Genomic DNA, 18,664 nt, shown 5'->3' on the forward strand with positions numbered 1-18,664 from the left:
TCGGTTTTCGTAGGCAACAACATCATCGGGGCGAATTCGGAACAGCGACCCTATACGGATCGCCGGCAGTTCGCCGCGCTTGATCAAATTACGCACATGCTGATGGGAGCAGCCCCACGTAGATGCCACGTCGGCAATCCGTAGGCGCTTCGACGGCAGTTCAGCCATGGTCTGCGTCTCCTTCTTTTTTCTCTTCCAGCCACGCCTGCACACCACGCGCGCGGATCAGCTTCACATTCCCTTCCCGGACCAAAAGTCCCCGGAACACGATCCTGCAGGGGCTGCCGCTTTCGATCACCTGGCCTAGATATTCTCCCGTTCCATTGCCGTAGATCTCGACGTCATAGATCTCCTGGCCAAACTGGAGGCCCCGCAGGCAGGGATGGTTCTGGTCGCTCAGATCATGGGGTTTCAGCCCCTTGGACGCATAGGCGGCCGCGATCAGGACGTTGGCGGCAGCACGGCGGTATTTCTGCCAGTTGGGCACCATATCGCCGCCCTTGAGAGGCACGACCATCGCGTCCGGACCGAGCGGGTCACTGTATGATTCGCACAGCGCACGCGCTCCGGCCTCTACAACTTCGCTGGGAATGGTGCTCACGCCCTCTCTCCTGCGATAGCCAGCCGCTGTTCACCGGTCATGGGGGCGTGCAGCTGTGCCTTGCGGCCTTCCCTGTGGCCATCACAGAACGCCTGATCAGACCGGCGGGAGGGTGGTGCGGCACGCCCGGTCATTTCCTCCATCTTGCCCAATGCCGTGTCCTCGTAGCGGAGCAGCAGCTGCTCTTCCTCGGGCGAGATGACAAGGCGCTGCGCCTTGCTGCGCACGGCAAGGATCCAGCCTTCGGCAAAATTGTCGGCCCGGCTGATCTTGGTGGTGCGTTTGATGCGTTTGTTCTGCGCCGCCAAGAAGTCAGCACGCGCCTGGCGCAACTGGCGGCTGAGCACATCGCACGTATAGGCTGCGATTTCGGCACGGTCTGACAGGCCGTAGAACCTGATCCGGCCAGAGCCCTCCATAAAGACCGACCTTACTCCGAAGACGGCATTGATCATTGACCAGAGACGGGTCTGGTATCTGGTCGGTCGGGTCTTCGCGCCCCATGTGAAGCGGCACGCAAAATCCCCTACATTCGACAGGACCAGATCATCCTCGGTGATCTGGTGTTCGTGCATGAGCTGCTGCGCGCGCGCCAGTGCGGCGGCGGCTTCGTGCGCGTTGCTGGACCTGGACAGCGCCAGCAGCTTCTTGAGGCGCTCCATAGCTGCTTTCTGGCTCATGGGACCTCCACCGTCATATCGACCAGGCCAGCCTCGACAATCTTGCGGCAGGCGAACTGGACGGCCTCGAACTGGTATTTCTGTGCGTGGGTCCAGTTGTAGACGTGCTCTACACTGCCGTTGAAAAGGCAGTCGAGGCCCCTGATACTGGTTTCATCCAAGCGACGTTCCAGTTCATCCTTGATCCGCCAGCGGCCATCATGCGTGGCGACCATCGCGGGCAGGTAGGCCGAAATACGGGGATCCCAGTCAGATCCAAGGGTATCCCGCCAGAGACTCAGCCAGTTCTCCCAGCACGGGTCAAAATCATAGAAGTCGGTGAATACGGGACAGGCCATATCCAGATATTCGGTGCCAGTCTCACGGCGCGTGATATGACGCGGATCCGTCGCTTCCAGATCCTCATAGAAATCGTCCTGCGTGCCTGCGGCGACAGCGCGGCGGTATTCCTGGCACAGGTGACGATAACCATCCCGGCGGGGCGTGCGGATAGTGCGGTATTTCGTGCGGCCGTCCTCGACATACTGGACGTATTTCTCTTCGACCCCGCCATTCAGAGCCTCGATCACCGGGACGTTTGCCCACTGGATGATGGTCTGCAGGGTGGCGGCCGCGTCATATTCTTCCCGCTGATCCGCCTTGCGCAGAAGGTAATCCATCTCCGATTCCGACGCCCACTTGATGGCCGCATCAAACGATGAACACGCCTGGTAGTGGGTGAACGTCATGTCGCAGCCGTCACCGGTCAGGATCAGCTTGCCCGGTATCCACATCAGATTGAACCAATAGGCCGAGCGGTTGGGGCGGCTGAAATGGAAGGACCGGCACGGCGCTTCGCTCATGACATGATCTGTCAGGCGGGATGCATGGTCGTAGCTCATGCCTGTCCTCCCGTATTCTGCGCAGCCTGTTCCCGCGCCATGAACCGGGCGCGTGCGCTGCGGGCTTTCATCCCTACATCGGTGGGGATCATCCCATATGGCTCGGCATTGCCATCGGACTTGATGAACCGGTCTTCGTCATTGGCGTAAAATGCACAGACCTCCTCCAGAAGGTGCATTTCAGCCTCGACCACGCGCAGCCGTGTAATCTCTGCATCCCGCGCGGCAATCTGCACATCCATGTCAGTGCGTCGGACAAGTTCTGCGCCCTGCCTAAACACCAGAGAGGACACTCCGGGCCTAATTTCGTCAGCTTCGAGGACCGGCAGCCTATAGACAGTTTCCACATCCGCGCACGGCTGGATAGGGATGCCGATGGCGTCAATTACAGCTTCCATAGGGGCAAGTGTGCCTGGGTTGTATAATGAGCTATTAGCTATTGAAATTTGCGCCTTTGTCAGCCGCCCCGGCACAAGATACATCGGTGTTTCGGTATTCTTCCCGGTCATGACTGACCCTTCTTAAGCATAGCCATATTGTTATTTGGCTTCATTGTCTGGATACGGTGCATGCATGTCAGGCAGGCTATAGGTCATGACGAACTGCCCTTGATCCTGATGCCCGGAACTGGACAGCAGGCCGCCGCGCACCAGGTCATTGAGAATCCGCGTGACATGACTCTGCCGTTTCAGGCCGGGCATGAAGCGGCGTACTATGGTGGCCGGAACAGCGGGCGCGTGGGTGTAGCGGATGGCGTCGCGGTGGGCGTCCAGCACCTTCTGGCGCATGTCGATGTGGACTGTCTTCATGGCAGGCACTCCAGAACGATCAGTTCCAGGCATCCCCACACCACGCAACAAAACAGCACATGCGCCGCGACCTCTTCGGCAGTCGGCAGGCAGTCACGCAGGCGTTCAACCTGCTGGTCGGATAGCGGGGTCATGGCGTGGCCTCCAGCTTTTCATAATGAAAGGGCCTGCGCACGCCCGCGCTGAACCGCTCAGCGCGTAACAGGGCAAAGCTCAACGCCTGTTCCGGCGTCCTGCTCTCGTCATCAATGAGGACAGAAAGCGCGCCGAGTGCATAGGGTGCGCCACATCCGACAGCATCAAACGGGTAATGGCTTTCACCCACCTGAAAGTCGGATTCAATCCGGAACAGGCGCCCCTTGATGCCAACAAGGAAGGAGCCACCGTGCTCCTCATTATTATCTATGCGGGCATAACCACCGCTTTTCAGGCAATCCCGAACCGCCGGGATGAAGGCTGTGACCATATAGGCGAAGAGGCCCACATCAGGATGATGCTTCGGTACGGACAGATTGTATTGCAGAAGCTGCCCCATGCGGAACGAACTGGTGAAACCCATCACGACGTCACCGAGGCGAAACACCTTGCTGTCCTTGCGCAAGGAAAGGTCCAACCCTGCCACGCCAGCGCTGTCACCCATCATGTGCACCGCGCCGTCCATGACAATCGCTGCAATGCACGTCATGTCCGGACCTTTCCCTCGTTGCGGCGTGCCCAGTTCTGGGCCTCGATCTCCGGGCCTTCGGCGCGGAACGCGCCGATGATCAGGTCTTCCAGATCCCGCATGCGGGCGTCGGCCTGCCGGGCGTGGGATCGCGCGGTGCTGTGCTGCCCTGCCGCGCGGTAGTCCTTGACCGTCAGGAAATACATACGGAACTGGGAATGCAGGTTGATCGCGGCTGCCTGACCTGCCTGCGACAGGCGTTCCACCAGATCGCCGGGAGAAACGGGTGTGAAATCGTGGGTCATGCCGCACCTTCCATACGCATGGCAGGAGCAGCAGGCATATGGGGAAGGCTGTTGTCAGCCTTCCCCGCCTTTTCCATCCTTGAGGTGTCAACAGACTCGCGGAAGGAAAACTCATGACGACCGGAAGACCGTTTCCACAGGTTCCAACCTATTACCTTGAAGCGGCCATGACTCTTCTTCAGGAAAAGATTCGCTGTGACAGCGCGCTTATCCTTGATGATTTGTCGATTTCCACCGAGAAAAAAAGAGAAAAAATCTCCAAAATACTTGAATGGCATAATATTTCCGCAGATCTTTCTCATTTTTTGCATGCCGTCGAGCGGGGCGCGGAAATATTTATCAACGATAGAACTATTGAGCCTGACTTCCAGGACTAAAATTTGCTCCTCGTCTTGCACATGTACCTGCTCACGTTCATGAGCAAGACGCTCGGCTTCACGGCGAGCCCTGTGCTGCTCACAGGTCTCCCCCTTTCTGGGACGACCGCCACGATATTGGGGGATCATGCTACACCCCGCCCGGTCAGAAGAAGACGGCTGGCGGCGTGGCGCCGGGCGAAGCGGGCGAGCTGCGCCTCCTCCTCGACCATCATGCTTTCAAGGTGGGCCATGGCCACGCGGATGGCGCGGCGTTCGGACATGAGCAGGACAATGCCGTCGCATGCCTGTTGCGGCAGGATGCTGCGCAATGCGTGGGCGGCGGCCTGTCGGCGGCTGACGGTGGCCTGCAGGGCGTCGGGACGCACTGGCGGCGCGCCGGAGCCTCTGGAGTTGAGAATAGCGATTGACACGAAAAAACCTCCATCGCGGGTGGCGATGAAGGAACATTAGCGTTGCTAAGAAAACCAAGGCAAGAAAAAAGTTAGCAACACTAACCTGCCTCCTATTTTTTCTGTAACGACGTAGCTATCCCCTTCAGGGCGGCGAGGACCATAGAATGCTGGTCTATAGGAACTTCACGTAGCAAGGTGAGGGCTTCGAGTTCGTTTTTAGTCTGTGCGCGGGCAAGTTCATCGGGCTCATTTCCTGTCAGTAACCACGTCGTGGTCGTACCTAAAGCCATTGCAAGAGCCTCGAATCTCTTGGGTTTTGCTGTTGCCCGCCCAGTCTCATATTGGGTTACGGCATTGCCTGTTACACCAATCATGCCCCCAAGTTCGTCTGTCGTGAACCCCAAAAGTTCCCTTTTCGTTCGTATGCGTGTCCCAATGGCCAGGGCGCGAGGGTCTGGCCGCCTAGGTTTGGATTTGGGTTTTTCGTTCATACTCAACGCTTAACCAGCCCTCTTAACGCTGCATCCTTAATTTGCTTGCATCCAATCATTAGCATTGCTAACCATTCAGGCATGCGAGATCGTATCCTCGAAGAAATTTTCCAGCGTAGAGGCGCTGTCACCAGAGTTGCTGCTGCGTGCGGCATTAGTACTGCTGCTGTCTCAAAATGGCGGCGAGTGCCCAAACGCCGCGTGGAAATTGTTTCGATTGTGGTCGGCAGGCCTCCTGCTGATCTGCGTCCGGATATGTTCGGACCGACGCCACAACCTGAGCAGCGGGGGGCAGCATGAGCAAATTATCCGCATCGCCCGAAGTGCTTCTTACTGACACATTGGTCAAAAAGCGCTTGGAGCATGCCCAAGCGCTGCGAAAAGAAGTGGCTTCGCTTCGGCAAGCAGATCAATTGCGCGCCACTGCGTGGCTTTTAGCAGTAGCGCATGCATCGAAAGAAACATCTCGTAATACTGTGTGGACACGGCGTTCTGCCGTGTGGGCGCAAGCTCTTTTGTTGGGAATTTCTTTAGCTGCGCTCGGATTTTACGCTTCTTCCAGATGTTCTGGGTCGAAATGACCTGTGCTGCGGAAATGACAGAGAGCAAAGTCGTGAACGTAAGCTGCTGGACGCGGTCGCCCTGTTCCATGTGGGCTTGCACCAAGTCTTTGTGCATGTCGTCGATCACCGCAGTCCATTTGACGAGGGTCTCCAGCGTCGACCCACGTATGCCTACATCGATCTCCAGTTGGGCAACGCGCTCTTTCAGTTCCGCTATTTCGGGGTCCATTCAAATTTTCCTCTCAAAAAGGGCGGGGGCAGCATGACTGAATTGTCTGGTCCGTATAATTTCTGCCTTGGGCTTGGTTTTCCTATGCCGGGCGCATTGGGTGACGGAAGTATCATCAATGATGATGCCCCCCTTACCCACGCCGTGAGCGAGCGCCAGTTTCGGGCTCTTACGCACTACGTTCGAACATTGCTGGAACTTCGGCAAGGAGCCACCGCAACCACTCCTTCTCTGTCGTGGCTGGAAGGGTTTGAAAACGGAACTGAAACTCCATTCGTGCTTCCGAAGGGTGCATCAGAAACCTGTGATCCTGCAGCTTCCAGTAAAAGACTGAACAGTTCACCTGAAAATGGGGCCGGACGGGCGGGTTCTTATCGGGATCGGAAAGCCATTCGATCTGCAGTTTTTCCAGCGTTATTGCGTGGGTCCGAGAAGGCGAGACGGCGGGCACAGGGGTATTCTCGCTCCCTGATCCAACTTCATTGGGCATTCCTGTTCTCCATGGTGGTTGTGATTGTCGTCATGGTGATCAACGCGGGTCGGCCGCGGACACGACTGACCCGCAACCGGATTATGGCAGCATCAGTCCCCCAGCGCGAACACCGGGGGGCAGCATGATTCATGCACAAAGGCAATTCGTACCATGTCTGATTATTCCACTACTCAAGTTCAAAATGAGATGGCGATTGCTGAACGCAGCATCCGCCGCGACATGTCCGCGAATTCTCCAGCGGAACGGACCGAACGGTTGACCCGCTCGTATTTCGATACGCGGCCCGAGGGCCGCGATGCGTTCGCGATGGTGCTGATTGCCCGCGTGGCCATGACTGGTCGGGGGGCAGCATGATTCAGCACGATCGCACCATCATCGGCATCGAATTTGGTCAACAAGACACCATCAACCACGATACTGACCGGACATTCCTGATCAGCACGCGGCAGATGGTTGCGCTGGTCAAGATGCTGGAAACAACGATCGAAGGTAGGAAGTCGCCCAATCATTCCATTCATCTTCCGTCGTGGCTGGAAGGGCTGGAAGCTGGCAATCGAATTTTAGTTCCGCGACAGGATCTGGCGTTTGGGACGACACAAGCGACAACATTCCAGTGCTGTGTTGATCTGAAAAAGAATGATCCCGATCTGCCAGAACCTGCACCGCGCCCGAAATGCGGTAGCCCTGCTGACCTGTCCAATGGCCCCGCAGTTCCGTCAGGCGATACTGGTTCACGTGATTCCTCTCCTGTCTCTGGTGTGGAAGCCGACAGGATAGAGGATACGGGGGATGGCGTCATGTCATCCCCCGGCGTTACAGGCATGGCCGCCGGCCTGATTTCTCCGGGTGAATGGCATGGTAGCAAAGCCGGTGCTGCCACCCATGAGACCGTTACTGGTCAGGTCTCCCCAACGTTGGTTGCGCCGGACTGGCTGGAGCGTGGGCTGGGGCAGCAAGGAGCACATCGCGAGACTGTATCCGGTCTGGGCGGCCCAACCGGCTTTAGCGACACAGCTGCTGCACCCGACCAACTGGTTGACGATTTGCTGGCTATCGTCACGGTACTGCAGCGCAAACGGCGCGATTGCGCTGATGTCGTGGACTATGGGCCTGCTGTCATTGCCGAGCGCGCGGCTGAGGGCGCTGAACTTGATCTGGAGATCAAGAGGGTGATGGCGACAATCCATCAGATTGCTCCCGACACCCCTGAACCTGCTGCTTATGAAGGCGACCGCTCGGTCTTTCAGGAGTTGAAAGCAAATTTCATCGCTAATGCGCTCTTCAAAGGCTTCAGGGCCAGAAGACGCCCAATCGATAAATCGTGCGGCTAGGAACGGGTAGGAAAATGATGCCCGAACGATCCTGCGATGTGTTTCATCAGGTCGGTGCCTTTGGTGCGTGTGCTCAGGTTGAGCAGCATGTCGCCAATATCGAGTTGCGCCTCCTTGGAAAGGTGCGGCATCGCGGCTTCGATCATGCCGTTCAGGACAAAGATCAGATCGGCGACTTCCGTGCTCATTTTGACGTCGTCGGACAAAGCGAATCCTCCATGGGCTGTGTGAGAGCAACCATGGTGGGCCAAGCGGGCCGGTCGGGCAATCGATCGGCCCGCGAGGGTGCCTGCGCGCCCATGGGCCAGACATATGCACCGCGTGCTCCCGCCTGTGCGGTCGAGCCGGTGCGCTTCCCAGTTTCCCCACTGCTACAGGAACAGAAACATCATGAACTATGATTTCATGGATGCCGGACAGAAGACCAGGCTGTGGTGCCTGCAGGCGGCAATCGAGGGGCCTTATGGAAAAATCAACAGCTATCGCGATCTGACCGGCTCGATCATCAGCCGTGCGGACAGGTTTCATGAATACGTCCTGCACGGCAAGCCGCCAGTAACAGAGGCGACCCCTGCACATATCCATGATGGCGATGACAAACAGGTCGATGCGGCTTCGGCCCCCGCTACGCCAGTCGGCGATGAGCAGGCGGAAAGTGACCTCCCTGCGATGTCCGAAAGTGACCGGGCGCTGATTACAAGATCGGTAGAGACCATCAATCCCCTGCTTACTGTGCTGTACACCGCAGGCGGCCATGTAGAGCTGACTGCTATCGATGGCGGCAGGACGAAAGTCATCGTCGTTCCGCCGCCGGTCGGAATGCGGCACATTGATAGCGCTGAGAAAGATACCATCTGGTTGATGCGGTTCATGATCATTTCCCTGCACGCGATGGGCTGCCGTCTACATATCGATCCTCCTTTGCATGGTGTTGGTCCAGCCTTCCACTGGACGATGCCTGCGAATTTCTGATGTCCATTCCTTCACCCACCGCCATGACTGCGGGTGCAACCTGCCAGTGGATCGACGGGGACGTGCGGCATGACGCGCGCCCTGCGTTCTGCGGCAGGCCCGCGTGCGTGCGTCGTGTGTGGTGTGGTGAGCATGCGGTGCGTGTTTTCCGTCAGCCGCGTGCGGATGAGCGTAACGAAACCGAGAAAGATGGAGTTGCATCATGATGATGTTCCCATCTGTTGGTTTGCGGCGCATGCCCCGTCTGTCACCCACGATGGATAGAACATGCGCCGCTTCATTGTGCCGTCTCCTTTCCAGAAAATTCCTCATCTCGACTCCGAATAATCGAGATCATGGAGGATTTTCGTGGAAAAGGCTCGTGCGCAAAGTACCCAAAAGAGTCGTTTTTTGATCGCCGCAGCCTATCGCGACACCCTCTGCGCTGTCCTGCAGCGCAAATATGGGCGCGTCAGGAACGGCGCAAAAACCCTCGCGCGCAGTATCGAGGCCAGCCCGCGCACCGTCCAGAAATGGATTGCCGGGACCGCTGCACCGCGCGGGGAGGAGCTGCTGAAACTGATGTCTGAATGTGACGAACTGCGGGACGAGATTTTCCGCCTGGTAGAGGAAGGCAAGCGATGCCCGGACGAATAATCCCGCGCGGTATTGCCATTGAGTACGGTCGCAATTTCGGCCTGCGCTATGACCGGGGCGACCTGCCATCGATCAGCCTGTTTGTCGTGCGCATCTATGCGCTGCGTGACGGGATGGCGGGCATTGTGCTGCGTTTCGTCGGCGACCGCCAGCAGCTGCGTGAGGCCCGCGACGAAATCACGCGCCTGAGACACAAATGCGTGGACCAGTGCCGGGACTGCCCACTGCTACCGGGGAGGCAGGATCCGTCATGACGTTGCTGCCGACGATTGCCGAGTTTGACCTGGCGGGTGTGCCTGCGTGGAACCTGATCCGGTCGCTGCCTGCCGAGGCGCGCGGCGTGGCGCATTCCTTGGTCGATACGCTTCGGTCCCACCGCATGATCGTGCTGCGCAGCGGCGGCCATCTGCTGTCGGATCAGGAGGTGGCCGCGTTCATCTGTGAGCAGCCCGACGTGCTGGCACGCACCCTGCCGGTGATTGAACAATGGGGGTTCGCCGCCCGTGACGATGACGGGGCGCTGTACAGCCCCCACCTGCTGGCGCGTGAACTGCGGCGGCTGGACCGTGCGCGGCGGCGGGCGGAACGGGACGAGGCGCTGCGCCGGCTCGAGGCTGCCCAGGCGGCGGGGGAAATTGCGCCAGACGCGACGCTGCGGGGCGTGGCGGCCAAGATCAATGGCAGTTCAGGCGGCCGGCCGCGCAAGGGTGAGACGGCTGAACAGGCCCGGATCCGGCGTGCGCAGGAGGCCGAAGCCGCCCAGCATCAGCGGCACATGCCCCTGATGCGGTTGCTGCCGGGTGCGGAAACCGTCGAAACCCAAAACCCAAACCAAAAACCGAAAACGGTTTCGGTTTCCGGGGTTTCGGTTTCTGGATCGGGTTTTTCGGTTCCGTTAGATATAGGTATAGATTCAGATATTAATCTAAAAACTACATCTACACCTGACGAACCGGAAAACCCGACGGCCCAAACCGAACAGCCAGTGCAGGTCGTAACGGTTTCGCCCGAGCTCCTCGCCACCACGGCCGAACGTGTAATCGAGGCCGCGGGCTTCACACTCGGGAAACGCCGCCAGTATGCGGCAATCCGCAAGTGGCTGTCGCAAGGGTGCCCGCCTGACCTGCTGATTGAGGCGGTCAAGACGCACCGGGCCACGATGGACAGCGCACCGGAGCATATGGGCGCGTTCCAGGCGGCGATCCGCGCAGCATGGGAACAATCCCTCATCAACGCACCGGAGCCTGCGCCCCAGCGGGAAATCCCGGCATGGGAGGCGCAGGCCCGCGCCGATCTGGCGGCAGACCAGAGGGCGTTTGCCGTGATGTTCGAGGAAAACCGCGATTACGGGCAGGCGCGTCGGCGCTGGGCCGAGGAAGCGGCGCGGCTGGGACGTCCAACAGCGGATCTGAAACTGGACGCGTATCTGGCGGCCTATCGCCCGGTGGAGCAGGCGGCATGAAACAGCGGTTTCGCAAAGGGGCGCGGGAAATCATCCTGTATGCCGAGGCGCTGGGCTACACCTACATGATCACCGGACACAACACCCTGCGGTTCTGTCATCCATCGGCGCGACAGCCGGTTTTCGGATCTGCCCAGACTGGCGATCCACGCGGCCTGAAAAACCTGCGCGCGGAACTGCGCCGGGCGCTGGCGTCGTGAACGCGCATTCCGGCTACGACAGAGTGGCCGATGACTGGTACGTTGAGCCGCCCTGGGCCGTGGATGCCCTGATCGCGGCTGAGGCAACGGTGCGCCCCCTGCGCGGCCGGGTGCTGGATCCGTGCTGTGGCGCGGGGAACGTGCCGACGCAACTGGCGGGCGTTGAGGACGTCATCCCCATCGGGACCGACCTGCGACCGCGCAGGCCGGACATCGCGACGATGGATTTCCGCGACAGCCTGCGCCAGCTCCGCCCCGACAGCGTCGTGTCCAATCCCCCCTACAACCAGGCGCAGGAGTTTATCGAGGACGCGCTGCTGCACACATGGGATCGTGTGTGCGTCCTGCTGCGGCTGGGGTTTCTGGCGGGACAGAAGCGCCGCGTGTGGTGGCCCCAGACCTGTTTCGCGCGGCTGTGGGTGTCGAGCGTACGCATGAACATGCCGCCCGGAGACCGCGTCGTGCCGGGAAAAAGTGGCGCGGTTGATTACGCCTGGTTCGTGTTTGAGCATGGATATCGCGGCCCCCCGATTGTCGGCTGGCTGCCGGACATTGGCCGACCGCCTCGACAGCGGCGCAGGCGTGGTCCCGATTGTGAGATGATTTCCGTTCCCGGCGCAGAGGAGGTGCAGTGATGTTCGATTGGTTGTTCGGGCTGTTTCGACCGGATCACGAGGAGGTTGCGAAGCTGCGGCGGGAAAACCGGGATCTGGGGCGCGAACTGGCGGCCATGCAGTTGGCGCTTGCCATGATGCGAGTGCAGCGCGACGACGCGTTGAAAATGTCGGAACGTCGGGATCGGCGCGGCAGGTTTGCTGCGCAGGGTGCACGCCTGACCGAGCATAAAATCCCGCTGTGATTTCCGGTTTTTTTATCGAAAACCCGCGATTTTCAGCGCGTTGTAGGCTGTTTTGACTGAAAAACGGGTCTATACTGTTTCCCAATTCCCGGCCGCTGTTCTCCCGCCTTCCACCGACTGGGTGGCATTGCAAAGGCACGGACATGTTGGGATATACCAAACTGAAAGGCCACGCGTGTCAGTCGCAGCGCTTTCCGGCCGTCGGACCCGTCAGTCCGCACATTCTCGTCCAGCGCCGCGCGATCGCGGTGCCGTCACCTCGCCCGAACGCCTGGCCCATGGCGATCTGGTGGATGTGTCTGTCAAACTCAAACCGAACGGTCCATCGACCGAGGTGCTGCGCACGTGCGCGGGCCTGTATGGCCTGCGCCGTTCCGGGAAAATCACCGACGGTCAGGTCAGCTATGCCCAGATGTGGGCAGTCGATTACGAGATCGGCGTCTTGGGCGGCAGCGACCCGGAAATGGAGCGCGGTGCAAAACGGGGCGATATTCATGACGCCATGATCGGGCGCATGGGGTCTGCCGCGCGCCGCGACTATATCCGCCAGCGCATTGGGGCGCGCGGTGAGCAGCTTCTGGTACTGCTGATGATCGATGGGCTGTCGTTGATGGATATGGTGGCCAGACTGAAACAGGACCGGCGCAGCACCTCTGGCGTGCTGTGTTTCCTGCTGGAGCAACTGGAGGAACATTACGACGAGATGCCGGGGCCATTATGGAAGGGTTGACGTGCCCACCAATTTAAGACAAATATGGCAAACTATCGTTATGCGTGGGTCCAGAGAATGGACGCCACGCTTTTTTTATGCCCGGACGGGCATTCCCACAATCGAGTCATCTGATGAAACCATCGCCGATGCTGACGCGCGGCGACGTTGTCGCGCGTGGAAATGCGCGTGGCATCGTCGTGACCGTGACGGAAACGCGCGTCCTGATCGTGCCCGTAGTCTGGGGGGCAGCGTGTCTTCACAGGGCAGATGTCATGCCGATCGCGTGGGAGGCTATGATCTCCCTGCGCGGTGCGATCATTCATTGTGGTCAGTGGGCGTGGGCTGACGCCAATCAGCAGAAACGTGTTGGGCAGGTGTGCATGCAGACGATGCGCGCGGTCATGGCTGCAATGCGGCGCGAGGCCGAGGCACGCCAGACCGAACGCCTGCCCGCCGGACTCGTCCGTTCGACGCTGGCGTTCGGCCCGATGATGGGCAGTCGCGGACGTCGTGTTGGTGCGCCTTCGCTGGGGTGACGGCAGCGGTGAAAGCCGGGGCCATAACCCGGTCTTATGTGACGGCCTTGCAGCAGTAGGGCAGGACATAACTCCTACAGGCCCCGGAAATCCGTCTCATAACTGTAGTTATGCCCCGTTTTTCGACGGTCGTTTTTGGGTCAATAATCTAGGCGTTTCAAATGGTTAGTGGAGATCGTGCCCGATCGCCCGCCACGATGCCCCCATCTGCCCGCAATATCTCGGCGGATGAAATGCTCATCCGGTCATGGCTCCACAATCGGAGTGACAACACCCGCGATGCCTATGGGCGGGATGCCCGCGCCTTCCTCGCCTTCACCGGCAAGATGCTGGATGGGGTCGTGCTGGCGGACCTGCAACTGTGGTTCGACAGCCTGGAATGCGCGGACGCCACGCGTCGGCGGAAGTTGGCTGCAGTCAAATCGCTGCTGTCGTTTGGCGCACGGCTGGGGATGCTGCCCTCTGACGTGGGCGCGGCTTTCCGCATGGAGCGTGGGCGCGACACGCTGCATGAGCGCATCCTGACGCAGGAGGACGTCGCCCGCATGATCGACGGGGAAGATGATCCCCGCAAGCGGGCGTTCCTGCGTGTCCTGTATGTCATGGGGCTCCGTCTTCGTGAGGCGTGTGGCCTCACGTGGCGGAGCATGACCCGTCGCCAGCAGGGCGGCATTGCCACTGTCCACGGCAAGGGGGGCAAGACCCGTTCGGTCCTGGTGCCTGCCAAGCTGTGGAAAGAGCTCGTGGCGCTGCGTGTTGATAACCGGCCTGATGGGCCGGTGGTCCCCGGCCACGATGGCGGCCCTCTTCATGCCAAAGCGGGTGACCGCATCGTGAAGAGGGCCGCGAAGCGAGCGGGGCTGTCCCCTTCCGTATCGGCACACTGGCTGCGACATGCCTGCGCATCTCACGCGCAGGACCGGGGCGCACCGCCCCATGTTGTCCAGGCCACGCTGGGACATGCCTCGCTCGCCACCACGACACGATACAGCCACGTCCGCGAGGGTGACGGCGCTGGCAAATATCTGGACCCGTAGCGCACGGCGCGCAGGTCCCCTCACCCGTGAAACAAGGAAGTCCCATGAAGCCGAGCCACAGGCCCCGGAAACCCGCCACGGACGTCACCGTGTGGGAACGCGCTGCCGCGCATTATCGTCGCATTACCCAGCGCGACCGCCGCCCTGGCGTGAAGATCTGGGCGGCGGGTCGCGCGCAGGAATGCGCGGCGAACATGCGCGCGGCACAGCGGGAGGCTGCATGATGGTGCCCGAAGGCTACATGCAGGATTCCGCCGGCCGTCTGGTGCCGCGTGACAAGGTCAAGCCACAGGAGTTGATGGTAAATGACCTGGTGGAGGAGCGGTTTGATAAAGCCCGCACCATGCGCGTGGGCCTGAAGGGATTTCGTGATGAGACCTTCGAACTGATCCATACCGCACTGGCACTCATCACCGAACAGTACGGAACCACGTATGGCGGGCAGAAGGGCAACATCACCCTCACCAGCTTCGATGGTCGAAAGCGGATCACCATCGCAATGGGTGATTCCATTTCGTTTGGCCCGGAACTGCAGGCCGCCAAGTCGCTGATCGATAGCTGCTTGGAGCGCTGGTCCGAGGGCGCTGATGCGAACCTCAAGGTCATTGTCACGGATGCGTTCGAGGTCGGCAAGGAAGGTAAGATCCGCACCGACAAGATTTTGGGGCTGCGTCGCCTCAATATCGAGGATGAGGAATGGCAGCGGGCGATGCAGGCCATCTCCGACAGCATCCGCATTGATGCGACCAAGGCATACATCCGCTTCCATGAGCGGAACCTGCCGGAAAATGATTTCCGGCAGGTTCCGCTGGATATCGCGAGGGCCTGACCAAGCGTTACTATAGAGTGGTTATACCTTCTATTAGTGCAAACCTGAACTCACATCATCATATTGATTCTCTAACGTTTTATACCACTCTTCCTGAGCAGGTGATAAAGGTCCTTTATTTATAACCGTGTCCATTAATTTAAAATTATTCAATAATTTCTTATTTTTAAATTCAGATTTTGCTTCTTCTGACAAATAAATAGAAATATATGTCATATATTTTTCCGAACTAATTTCATTTTCAAATATTTTATTCATTAGTTCTCGACCTTTTATCAGAGTTGTTACTGCAGAAGACAAAAGCCACTTTGCTCTCTCACCGGGAATTGATGACGCTCCCGTTGAGATTAATGGAGAAATGGAAAATATAATATCATTAGCATTCTTGGCTATACTTGTAACAATTCCTAAAAAATGACCATCTTGTGCTATCTGATTATTCTTTACAGAGGCCTTCCACGCAAAAAATATTGAAGCGGCCGCGAGTATAACAGTTGCCCAAGTCCCAGATGATCCATAAATCCAAAGCCTGTTATTAAAATCTATTGATCTTGGATATACAAATGTAACAACACAAAGTGGCACAACAAAAACAAATATAAATAATAATATAGTCAACAAAATAAATATAGTAATATTATTTTCATAACGTTTCATTTTATATCACCCTTCTAATTATTTCTATACAATAAAGTATATCGTTAATGCACCCTACGCACCATATACATATCAGCATGAGCTTTATGTTCGTGTGCCTGCTGTTCATCACCATCATCATTGCCCCATTCATCTGGCTGTCCTGGTCGAAGCGGCAGGCCCTTCTCTGTAACCTGCAGATCCAGCAGGAACACGAGGAACGGATGGAGCGGATCCGGCGCCTGCAAGATGAGCAGGTCGCACGCCGGGTCACCGCGAACGTAGCGTCGCGTCCGTCGGTGCCGGTTTCTGGCACGGGCGGTGCCGTTTCCCCGCGTCCGACCATGTCTCCGCGTCCGGCGTCGGATGCGTATGACAGCGCAGCGGTCCCGGCACTTGCCCCTGCGCCGGTCATCGTCAATGCCGGAGCATCGCGCGGCAGCGACAATGGCTTTCTGGAAGGTGCGCTGCTGGGCGGCATCGCCGGATCGGTGATGGGTTCCGACCGCGGACATGACACGGTGATCGAGCGCACGGTCAGCGAGCCTGCACCCGCCCCCGCACCGGATCCGTTCGCCGGAAGCGGAAACGATGCGGGTTCCGGCGGGTTCAGTTACAGCGGCGGCGGCGATACCGGCGGTGGCTTTGACTGCGGTGGCGGTGGGTTCGATAGCGGTGGCTGCGATTTCTGATGCCGTCAGCGCCACCACGTCACAGAATTGCCGGGGCGTCGATCCAGCCCCGGCAGCAGTACGACCAGTGGCGTGGGTCGGCAGCGTCCAGGGGCTATGATCGCCGGTGGCAGAAATGCCGCCGGTCCTTCCTCGCCGCGCATCCGCTGTGCCTGTTCTGCTATGAGCAGGGACGGCTGACACCGGCGAACGAGGTCGACCATATCCTCACCATCAAGGAACGTCCCGACCTGCGTCTCGACTGGTCGAACCTGCGCCCGCTGTGCAAACCCTGCCACAGCGCACGCACGGCGCGCGACCAGCGGGGATCTCCCGCCGGATGACGGCGGAAATCGGCGCATGCACGACGATCCCCCCATAGGGGGGTCTAAAACGACCCTCCTTTTGATGTGGACCGCTACCTAACCTTTTTTACGCATTGCCAAAATGAAAGAGAAAAGTCTGCAGGCTATCCAGGGTTGAAAAAATCCCGATAGAGAGCGATGGCTGCCCCACAATATGCGGCATGTGCTTCCTCTTGAGTTGAGTAAACCCCCAGATGAAGCACGGATCCCCGGTCGAAAATCTGGGCACGGAATTTCCCACTGGCAGTTTGCACGACACCCTTCGCTCCAAGAGCATTGGCCAGCGATATTGTGTTTCTGGCATTCTCGCTGATGCTGGCGAGACGTAAGTTCGCATACCGATCATTCGCTCGGTCGCAATCAATATGATCCACCACGCATGGCGGCCATTCCCCGTTTATGTAAAGCCACGCCAGTCGGCCGCCTCGATAGGTAATTCCGTCAATGCCTATGATCCGATAGCCAGACGCCTGACATATGTTGCCTGCGACCTTGCCCGACCATCCTAATTTTCTGCCGTCCTTTCCAAAGCGGAGACGCCACGTAAAGATTCCCGTTTCTGGGTCATAGTCGAGAACCTCACGTAGGCGTTCCCATGTCAGCGGACTCTTGGCACGAGGCTTGCTCATAGTCAGATAGCCGCCATGTCACGGACTAAGCTGCCGACCATACGCTCGTCCCAACAATTACCGGGGCCAATCTTCAACAGCGCATGCGGCCACCATTTTACAAATGTCCGCGCTCGGGCAACGTGCCCTTCGGGCGTCATGGCGCGCAGCACGCACATGGCTTCCAACAACTCAGCTTGCTGGTCTTCGAAAGGCTCGATTAATCGGTCTCGCTCAGCTTCGTCCTCGACATATCGTAAACCGCCTTCATAGAAGGACAATATCTCATCTTGAACCGCATCGAAGCGATGGCACAGCGCGATAAGTTTCGCATCCGTATTAGCGTGATGGGCATCGGCGCAGGCAATCTGAGTCGATGCGATCGATGCTGTCGCAAGTTGCTCGAGGAAGCGGCGCCGTCCTGTGGTATGAGTGGCATTAGCCTTGGGCATGGGAGTCTCCTTGCCTTGGGTTAGGATCGGGACGAGGTGGCCGCCTTGTCCCGATCTGCATTTTTGGTTAAACCAAAAGGCATGACATCGTCAATAAAGGTTAAACCAAAAAAACGTGGAAGACCTGCAACCGGTCGCCATCCACTCGTGGGCGTCCGGTTCTCCCCCGAGTTAACTGCGACGCTCGATGAATGGGCATTGACCCATGGAATGAATCGATCAGAGGCCGTCCGCCACCTTGTCGCGCACGGCCTTGAAGCGTGGAGAGAGGCGCTGAATGGCGCGTCCAAGGAAACCAACCCACCTAAAGATGGTGATGGGGACAACTCGGTCTGACCGGGTCAACCCCAAAGAGCCGAAGCCCAAGCGGGCACGTCCAACTGCGCCAGCGGGCCTGTCAAAGCGGGCGAAGACGGTGTGGACGAAAGCCGCGCGCCTGCTCGATGGAATGGGTGTCCTGACCACGGCGGACGGCCTCGCGCTCGAGGGGTTGTGCGAGGCGGTCGCGGATGAACTGGAGGCGCGGGCATCCCTCGCACGTCCCATCGTCACGCAGGTGCCCGATGGGATGTGCGACGACGATACGCCAATCATGCGTGAAATCGAGGTCGCTGCGGCCGGTGCGCAAACATACGTGACAATAGGCAAGAGCGGTCCAATGGTGCGTATGCGCCCCGAGGTTGCCGCCATCGCTGATGCAAACCGCAGGGTGGCAATGTGGCTGGCGAAATTCGGCCTGACACCGGCCGACCGGTCGAAAGTCGGAGCGGAAGGGCAGCAAAAAGAAAATGCCTTCCAGAAAATCGGGTAAAAAAACCACGCAAACCGCCGCCGCAGCCTCACGTTGATGCGGCCATCCGGTATGCGGAC

36 protein-coding genes and 1 pseudogene are annotated in these 18,664 nt (G+C 58.7%); 20 read left to right on the plus strand and 17 right to left on the minus strand.

Going from position 1 to position 18,664, the window contains the following annotated elements:
* Positions 1-12: 12 nt before the first annotated feature.
* The 13 genes and pseudogenes from FYB92_RS15460 to FYB92_RS04345 form a co-directional block, all read right to left on the minus strand.
* Positions 13-168: pseudogene (locus FYB92_RS15460) on the minus strand (helix-turn-helix domain-containing protein); the annotation flags it as partial.
* Positions 161-601 carry a hypothetical protein gene (locus tag FYB92_RS04290; protein ID WP_332828228.1) on the minus strand — a complete coding sequence of 147 codons (441 nt, stop codon included), beginning with the start codon at positions 599-601 and terminating at the stop codon, positions 161-163. The gene FYB92_RS04290 and the pseudogene FYB92_RS15460, both read right to left, overlap by 8 nt.
* Positions 598-1,281 (minus strand): DUF2786 domain-containing protein, encoded by a 684-nt coding sequence (locus FYB92_RS04295; protein ID WP_332828229.1) that lies wholly within the window; start codon positions 1,279-1,281, stop codon positions 598-600. Before FYB92_RS04295 ends, FYB92_RS04290 begins: the two co-directional genes overlap by 4 nt.
* Positions 1,278-2,162 (minus strand): hypothetical protein, encoded by an 885-nt coding sequence (locus tag FYB92_RS04300; RefSeq protein WP_332828230.1) that lies wholly within the window; start codon positions 2,160-2,162, stop codon positions 1,278-1,280. Before FYB92_RS04300 ends, FYB92_RS04295 begins: the two co-directional genes overlap by 4 nt.
* Entirely contained in the window at positions 2,159-2,560 is a 402-nt protein-coding gene (locus FYB92_RS04305; protein WP_332828231.1) for a hypothetical protein, read from the minus strand. The genes FYB92_RS04300 and FYB92_RS04305 overlap by 4 nt, the downstream gene beginning before the upstream one ends.
* A 141-nt stretch (positions 2,561-2,701) precedes the next feature.
* A complete protein-coding gene (locus FYB92_RS04310) occupies positions 2,702-2,971 on the minus strand; it encodes a hypothetical protein (RefSeq protein WP_332828232.1) in 270 nt (89 codons plus the stop codon).
* The gene (locus FYB92_RS04315; protein ID WP_332828233.1) at positions 2,968-3,105 is read right to left on the minus strand and encodes a hypothetical protein; all 138 of its coding nucleotides are present in this window, start codon (positions 3,103-3,105) and stop codon (positions 2,968-2,970) included. Before FYB92_RS04315 ends, FYB92_RS04310 begins: the two co-directional genes overlap by 4 nt.
* Positions 3,102-3,656 (minus strand): hypothetical protein, encoded by a 555-nt coding sequence (locus tag FYB92_RS04320; RefSeq protein WP_332828234.1) that lies wholly within the window; start codon positions 3,654-3,656, stop codon positions 3,102-3,104. Before FYB92_RS04320 ends, FYB92_RS04315 begins: the two co-directional genes overlap by 4 nt.
* Positions 3,653-3,940, minus strand: coding sequence for a hypothetical protein (locus FYB92_RS04325; RefSeq protein ID WP_332828235.1), 288 nt, complete (start codon positions 3,938-3,940; stop codon positions 3,653-3,655). The genes FYB92_RS04320 and FYB92_RS04325 overlap by 4 nt, the downstream gene beginning before the upstream one ends.
* Positions 3,937-4,446 (minus strand): hypothetical protein, encoded by a 510-nt coding sequence (locus tag FYB92_RS04330; protein ID WP_332828236.1) that lies wholly within the window; start codon positions 4,444-4,446, stop codon positions 3,937-3,939. Before FYB92_RS04330 ends, FYB92_RS04325 begins: the two co-directional genes overlap by 4 nt.
* Entirely contained in the window at positions 4,443-4,730 is a 288-nt protein-coding gene (locus FYB92_RS04335) for a hypothetical protein (protein WP_332828237.1), read from the minus strand. The genes FYB92_RS04330 and FYB92_RS04335 overlap by 4 nt, the downstream gene beginning before the upstream one ends.
* A 92-nt stretch (positions 4,731-4,822) precedes the next feature.
* Positions 4,823-5,203 (minus strand): helix-turn-helix domain-containing protein, encoded by a 381-nt coding sequence (locus FYB92_RS04340; RefSeq protein WP_332828238.1) that lies wholly within the window; start codon positions 5,201-5,203, stop codon positions 4,823-4,825.
* Between the two features lie 345 nt (positions 5,204-5,548).
* Positions 5,549-5,995, minus strand: coding sequence for a hypothetical protein (locus tag FYB92_RS04345; protein ID WP_332828239.1), 447 nt, complete (start codon positions 5,993-5,995; stop codon positions 5,549-5,551).
* A gap of 33 nt (positions 5,996-6,028) precedes the next feature.
* On the opposite strand from FYB92_RS04345, the gene FYB92_RS04350 reads away from it, so the two are divergent.
* Genes FYB92_RS04350 through FYB92_RS04360 form a run of 3 tightly spaced genes read left to right on the plus strand, consistent with a single transcriptional unit; the run spans position 6,029 to position 7,819 of the window.
* Complete coding sequence (locus FYB92_RS04350) at positions 6,029-6,613, plus strand: hypothetical protein (protein WP_332828240.1); 585 nt, start codon at positions 6,029-6,031, stop codon at positions 6,611-6,613.
* A gap of 25 nt (positions 6,614-6,638) precedes the next feature.
* A complete protein-coding gene (locus FYB92_RS04355; RefSeq protein WP_332828241.1) occupies positions 6,639-6,842 on the plus strand; it encodes a hypothetical protein in 204 nt (67 codons plus the stop codon).
* A complete protein-coding gene (locus tag FYB92_RS04360; RefSeq protein ID WP_332828242.1) occupies positions 6,839-7,819 on the plus strand; it encodes a hypothetical protein in 981 nt (326 codons plus the stop codon). Before FYB92_RS04355 ends, FYB92_RS04360 begins: the two co-directional genes overlap by 4 nt.
* Here FYB92_RS04360 and FYB92_RS04365 read toward each other — a convergent pair.
* On the minus strand, positions 7,816-8,025 hold the full coding sequence (locus tag FYB92_RS04365) for a hypothetical protein (RefSeq protein WP_332828243.1): 210 nt from the start codon (positions 8,023-8,025) through the stop codon (positions 7,816-7,818). The two genes, FYB92_RS04360 and FYB92_RS04365, sit on opposite strands and share 4 nt — an antisense overlap.
* A gap of 184 nt (positions 8,026-8,209) precedes the next feature.
* Between FYB92_RS04365 and FYB92_RS04370 the strand changes: the two genes are divergently transcribed.
* The 13 genes from FYB92_RS04370 to FYB92_RS04430 all read left to right on the plus strand — a co-directional run bounded on the left by FYB92_RS04370 (position 8,210) and on the right by FYB92_RS04430 (position 15,062).
* Positions 8,210-8,791: a hypothetical protein gene (locus FYB92_RS04370; RefSeq protein ID WP_332828244.1), complete on the plus strand. Its 582-nt coding sequence runs from the start codon at positions 8,210-8,212 to the stop codon at positions 8,789-8,791.
* Positions 8,791-8,997 (plus strand): hypothetical protein, encoded by a 207-nt coding sequence (locus FYB92_RS04375; protein WP_332828245.1) that lies wholly within the window; start codon positions 8,791-8,793, stop codon positions 8,995-8,997. Before FYB92_RS04370 ends, FYB92_RS04375 begins: the two co-directional genes overlap by 1 nt.
* Positions 8,998-9,139: 142 nt before the next feature.
* A complete protein-coding gene (locus FYB92_RS04380) occupies positions 9,140-9,427 on the plus strand; it encodes a hypothetical protein (RefSeq protein WP_332828246.1) in 288 nt (95 codons plus the stop codon).
* Positions 9,412-9,681 (plus strand): hypothetical protein, encoded by a 270-nt coding sequence (locus tag FYB92_RS04385; protein ID WP_332828247.1) that lies wholly within the window; start codon positions 9,412-9,414, stop codon positions 9,679-9,681. The genes FYB92_RS04380 and FYB92_RS04385 overlap by 16 nt, the downstream gene beginning before the upstream one ends.
* Positions 9,678-10,889, plus strand: coding sequence for a hypothetical protein (locus FYB92_RS04390; RefSeq protein ID WP_332828248.1), 1,212 nt, complete (start codon positions 9,678-9,680; stop codon positions 10,887-10,889). Before FYB92_RS04385 ends, FYB92_RS04390 begins: the two co-directional genes overlap by 4 nt.
* On the plus strand, positions 10,886-11,089 hold the full coding sequence (locus FYB92_RS04395) for a hypothetical protein (protein ID WP_332828249.1): 204 nt from the start codon (positions 10,886-10,888) through the stop codon (positions 11,087-11,089). The genes FYB92_RS04390 and FYB92_RS04395 overlap by 4 nt, the downstream gene beginning before the upstream one ends.
* Positions 11,086-11,724, plus strand: coding sequence for a hypothetical protein (locus tag FYB92_RS04400; protein WP_332828250.1), 639 nt, complete (start codon positions 11,086-11,088; stop codon positions 11,722-11,724). The genes FYB92_RS04395 and FYB92_RS04400 overlap by 4 nt, the downstream gene beginning before the upstream one ends.
* Positions 11,724-11,948 (plus strand): hypothetical protein, encoded by a 225-nt coding sequence (locus FYB92_RS04405; protein ID WP_332828251.1) that lies wholly within the window; start codon positions 11,724-11,726, stop codon positions 11,946-11,948. The genes FYB92_RS04400 and FYB92_RS04405 overlap by 1 nt, the downstream gene beginning before the upstream one ends.
* A 175-nt stretch (positions 11,949-12,123) precedes the next feature.
* Positions 12,124-12,678 (plus strand): hypothetical protein, encoded by a 555-nt coding sequence (locus FYB92_RS04410; RefSeq protein WP_332828252.1) that lies wholly within the window; start codon positions 12,124-12,126, stop codon positions 12,676-12,678.
* Between the two features lie 113 nt (positions 12,679-12,791).
* Positions 12,792-13,196, plus strand: coding sequence for a hypothetical protein (locus tag FYB92_RS04415; RefSeq protein ID WP_332828253.1), 405 nt, complete (start codon positions 12,792-12,794; stop codon positions 13,194-13,196).
* Between the two features lie 161 nt (positions 13,197-13,357).
* The gene (locus FYB92_RS04420) at positions 13,358-14,233 is read left to right on the plus strand and encodes a tyrosine-type recombinase/integrase (protein ID WP_332828254.1); all 876 of its coding nucleotides are present in this window, start codon (positions 13,358-13,360) and stop codon (positions 14,231-14,233) included.
* A gap of 44 nt (positions 14,234-14,277) precedes the next feature.
* Positions 14,278-14,457, plus strand: coding sequence for a hypothetical protein (locus FYB92_RS04425; protein ID WP_110095746.1), 180 nt, complete (start codon positions 14,278-14,280; stop codon positions 14,455-14,457).
* Entirely contained in the window at positions 14,454-15,062 is a 609-nt protein-coding gene (locus tag FYB92_RS04430; protein ID WP_332828255.1) for a DUF3164 family protein, read from the plus strand. Before FYB92_RS04425 ends, FYB92_RS04430 begins: the two co-directional genes overlap by 4 nt.
* A 33-nt stretch (positions 15,063-15,095) precedes the next feature.
* Here the strand turns inward: FYB92_RS04430 and FYB92_RS04435 are convergent, their stop codons facing one another.
* The gene (locus FYB92_RS04435) at positions 15,096-15,719 is read right to left on the minus strand and encodes a hypothetical protein (protein ID WP_332828256.1); all 624 of its coding nucleotides are present in this window, start codon (positions 15,717-15,719) and stop codon (positions 15,096-15,098) included.
* A 77-nt stretch (positions 15,720-15,796) separates the two neighbouring features.
* On the opposite strand from FYB92_RS04435, the gene FYB92_RS04440 reads away from it, so the two are divergent.
* Positions 15,797-16,390 carry a hypothetical protein gene (locus tag FYB92_RS04440; protein WP_332828257.1) on the plus strand — a complete coding sequence of 198 codons (594 nt, stop codon included), beginning with the start codon at positions 15,797-15,799 and terminating at the stop codon, positions 16,388-16,390.
* Complete coding sequence (locus tag FYB92_RS04445) at positions 16,390-16,713, plus strand: HNH endonuclease (protein WP_332828258.1); 324 nt, start codon at positions 16,390-16,392, stop codon at positions 16,711-16,713. The genes FYB92_RS04440 and FYB92_RS04445 overlap by 1 nt, the downstream gene beginning before the upstream one ends.
* A 125-nt stretch (positions 16,714-16,838) precedes the next feature.
* Here FYB92_RS04445 and FYB92_RS04450 read toward each other — a convergent pair whose 3' ends face one another.
* Positions 16,839-17,363: an HNH endonuclease gene (locus FYB92_RS04450; protein ID WP_332828259.1), complete on the minus strand. Its 525-nt coding sequence runs from the start codon at positions 17,361-17,363 to the stop codon at positions 16,839-16,841.
* Between the two features lie 2 nt (positions 17,364-17,365).
* The gene (locus tag FYB92_RS04455) at positions 17,366-17,794 is read right to left on the minus strand and encodes a hypothetical protein (RefSeq protein WP_332828260.1); all 429 of its coding nucleotides are present in this window, start codon (positions 17,792-17,794) and stop codon (positions 17,366-17,368) included.
* A 210-nt stretch (positions 17,795-18,004) separates the two neighbouring features.
* On the opposite strand from FYB92_RS04455, the gene FYB92_RS04460 reads away from it, so the two are divergent.
* Together FYB92_RS04460 and FYB92_RS04465 are read left to right on the plus strand one after the other, a co-directional pair.
* Positions 18,005-18,130 carry a hypothetical protein gene (locus FYB92_RS04460; protein ID WP_332829033.1) on the plus strand — a complete coding sequence of 42 codons (126 nt, stop codon included), beginning with the start codon at positions 18,005-18,007 and terminating at the stop codon, positions 18,128-18,130.
* On the plus strand, positions 18,111-18,605 hold the full coding sequence (locus FYB92_RS04465) for a phage terminase small subunit P27 family (protein WP_332828261.1): 495 nt from the start codon (positions 18,111-18,113) through the stop codon (positions 18,603-18,605). Before FYB92_RS04460 ends, FYB92_RS04465 begins: the two co-directional genes overlap by 20 nt.
* Positions 18,606-18,664: the final 59 nt, after the last annotated feature.

Source organism: Novacetimonas sp. GS1, from assembly GCF_036686925.1.
Lineage (GTDB): Bacteria > Pseudomonadota > Alphaproteobacteria > Acetobacterales > Acetobacteraceae > Novacetimonas > Novacetimonas hansenii.

What these genes read in the sequence shown, in the direction of transcription:
- FYB92_RS04295 (WP_332828229.1), bottom strand. Translation starts at nt 1,281, where the DNA reads ATGAGCCAGAAAGCAGCTATGGAGCGCCTCAAGAAGCTGCTGGCGCTG.
- FYB92_RS04300 (WP_332828230.1), bottom strand. Translation starts at nt 2,162, where the DNA reads ATGAGCTACGACCATGCATCCCGCCTGACAGATCATGTCATGAGCGAA.
- FYB92_RS04305 (WP_332828231.1), bottom strand. Translation starts at nt 2,560, where the DNA reads ATGGAAGCTGTAATTGACGCCATCGGCATCCCTATCCAGCCGTGCGCG.
- FYB92_RS04310 (WP_332828232.1), bottom strand. Translation starts at nt 2,971, where the DNA reads ATGAAGACAGTCCACATCGACATGCGCCAGAAGGTGCTGGACGCCCAC.
- FYB92_RS04315 (WP_332828233.1), bottom strand. Translation starts at nt 3,105, where the DNA reads ATGACCCCGCTATCCGACCAGCAGGTTGAACGCCTGCGTGACTGCCTG.
- FYB92_RS04320 (WP_332828234.1), bottom strand. Translation starts at nt 3,656, where the DNA reads ATGACGTGCATTGCAGCGATTGTCATGGACGGCGCGGTGCACATGATG.
- FYB92_RS04325 (WP_332828235.1), bottom strand. Translation starts at nt 3,940, where the DNA reads ATGACCCACGATTTCACACCCGTTTCTCCCGGCGATCTGGTGGAACGC.
- FYB92_RS04330 (WP_332828236.1), bottom strand. Translation starts at nt 4,446, where the DNA reads ATGATCCCCCAATATCGTGGCGGTCGTCCCAGAAAGGGGGAGACCTGT.
- FYB92_RS04340 (WP_332828238.1), bottom strand. Translation starts at nt 5,203, where the DNA reads ATGAACGAAAAACCCAAATCCAAACCTAGGCGGCCAGACCCTCGCGCC.
- FYB92_RS04345 (WP_332828239.1), bottom strand. Translation starts at nt 5,995, where the DNA reads ATGGACCCCGAAATAGCGGAACTGAAAGAGCGCGTTGCCCAACTGGAG.
- FYB92_RS04350 (WP_332828240.1), top strand. Translation starts at nt 6,029, where the DNA reads ATGACTGAATTGTCTGGTCCGTATAATTTCTGCCTTGGGCTTGGTTTT.
- FYB92_RS04355 (WP_332828241.1), top strand. Translation starts at nt 6,639, where the DNA reads ATGTCTGATTATTCCACTACTCAAGTTCAAAATGAGATGGCGATTGCT.
- FYB92_RS04360 (WP_332828242.1), top strand. Translation starts at nt 6,839, where the DNA reads ATGATTCAGCACGATCGCACCATCATCGGCATCGAATTTGGTCAACAA.
- FYB92_RS04370 (WP_332828244.1), top strand. Translation starts at nt 8,210, where the DNA reads ATGAACTATGATTTCATGGATGCCGGACAGAAGACCAGGCTGTGGTGC.
- FYB92_RS04375 (WP_332828245.1), top strand. Translation starts at nt 8,791, where the DNA reads ATGTCCATTCCTTCACCCACCGCCATGACTGCGGGTGCAACCTGCCAG.
- FYB92_RS04385 (WP_332828247.1), top strand. Translation starts at nt 9,412, where the DNA reads ATGCCCGGACGAATAATCCCGCGCGGTATTGCCATTGAGTACGGTCGC.
- FYB92_RS04390 (WP_332828248.1), top strand. Translation starts at nt 9,678, where the DNA reads ATGACGTTGCTGCCGACGATTGCCGAGTTTGACCTGGCGGGTGTGCCT.
- FYB92_RS04395 (WP_332828249.1), top strand. Translation starts at nt 10,886, where the DNA reads ATGAAACAGCGGTTTCGCAAAGGGGCGCGGGAAATCATCCTGTATGCC.
- FYB92_RS04405 (WP_332828251.1), top strand. Translation starts at nt 11,724, where the DNA reads ATGTTCGATTGGTTGTTCGGGCTGTTTCGACCGGATCACGAGGAGGTT.
- FYB92_RS04415 (WP_332828253.1), top strand. Translation starts at nt 12,792, where the DNA reads ATGAAACCATCGCCGATGCTGACGCGCGGCGACGTTGTCGCGCGTGGA.
- FYB92_RS04420 (WP_332828254.1), top strand. Translation starts at nt 13,358, where the DNA reads ATGGTTAGTGGAGATCGTGCCCGATCGCCCGCCACGATGCCCCCATCT.
- FYB92_RS04425 (WP_110095746.1), top strand. Translation starts at nt 14,278, where the DNA reads ATGAAGCCGAGCCACAGGCCCCGGAAACCCGCCACGGACGTCACCGTG.
- FYB92_RS04430 (WP_332828255.1), top strand. Translation starts at nt 14,454, where the DNA reads ATGATGGTGCCCGAAGGCTACATGCAGGATTCCGCCGGCCGTCTGGTG.
- FYB92_RS04435 (WP_332828256.1), bottom strand. Translation starts at nt 15,719, where the DNA reads ATGAAACGTTATGAAAATAATATTACTATATTTATTTTGTTGACTATA.
- FYB92_RS04440 (WP_332828257.1), top strand. Translation starts at nt 15,797, where the DNA reads ATGAGCTTTATGTTCGTGTGCCTGCTGTTCATCACCATCATCATTGCC.
- FYB92_RS04445 (WP_332828258.1), top strand. Translation starts at nt 16,390, where the DNA reads ATGCCGTCAGCGCCACCACGTCACAGAATTGCCGGGGCGTCGATCCAG.
- FYB92_RS04450 (WP_332828259.1), bottom strand. Translation starts at nt 17,363, where the DNA reads ATGAGCAAGCCTCGTGCCAAGAGTCCGCTGACATGGGAACGCCTACGT.
- FYB92_RS04455 (WP_332828260.1), bottom strand. Translation starts at nt 17,794, where the DNA reads ATGCCCAAGGCTAATGCCACTCATACCACAGGACGGCGCCGCTTCCTC.
- FYB92_RS04460 (WP_332829033.1), top strand. Translation starts at nt 18,005, where the DNA reads ATGAATCGATCAGAGGCCGTCCGCCACCTTGTCGCGCACGGCCTTGAA.
- FYB92_RS04465 (WP_332828261.1), top strand. Translation starts at nt 18,111, where the DNA reads ATGGGGACAACTCGGTCTGACCGGGTCAACCCCAAAGAGCCGAAGCCC.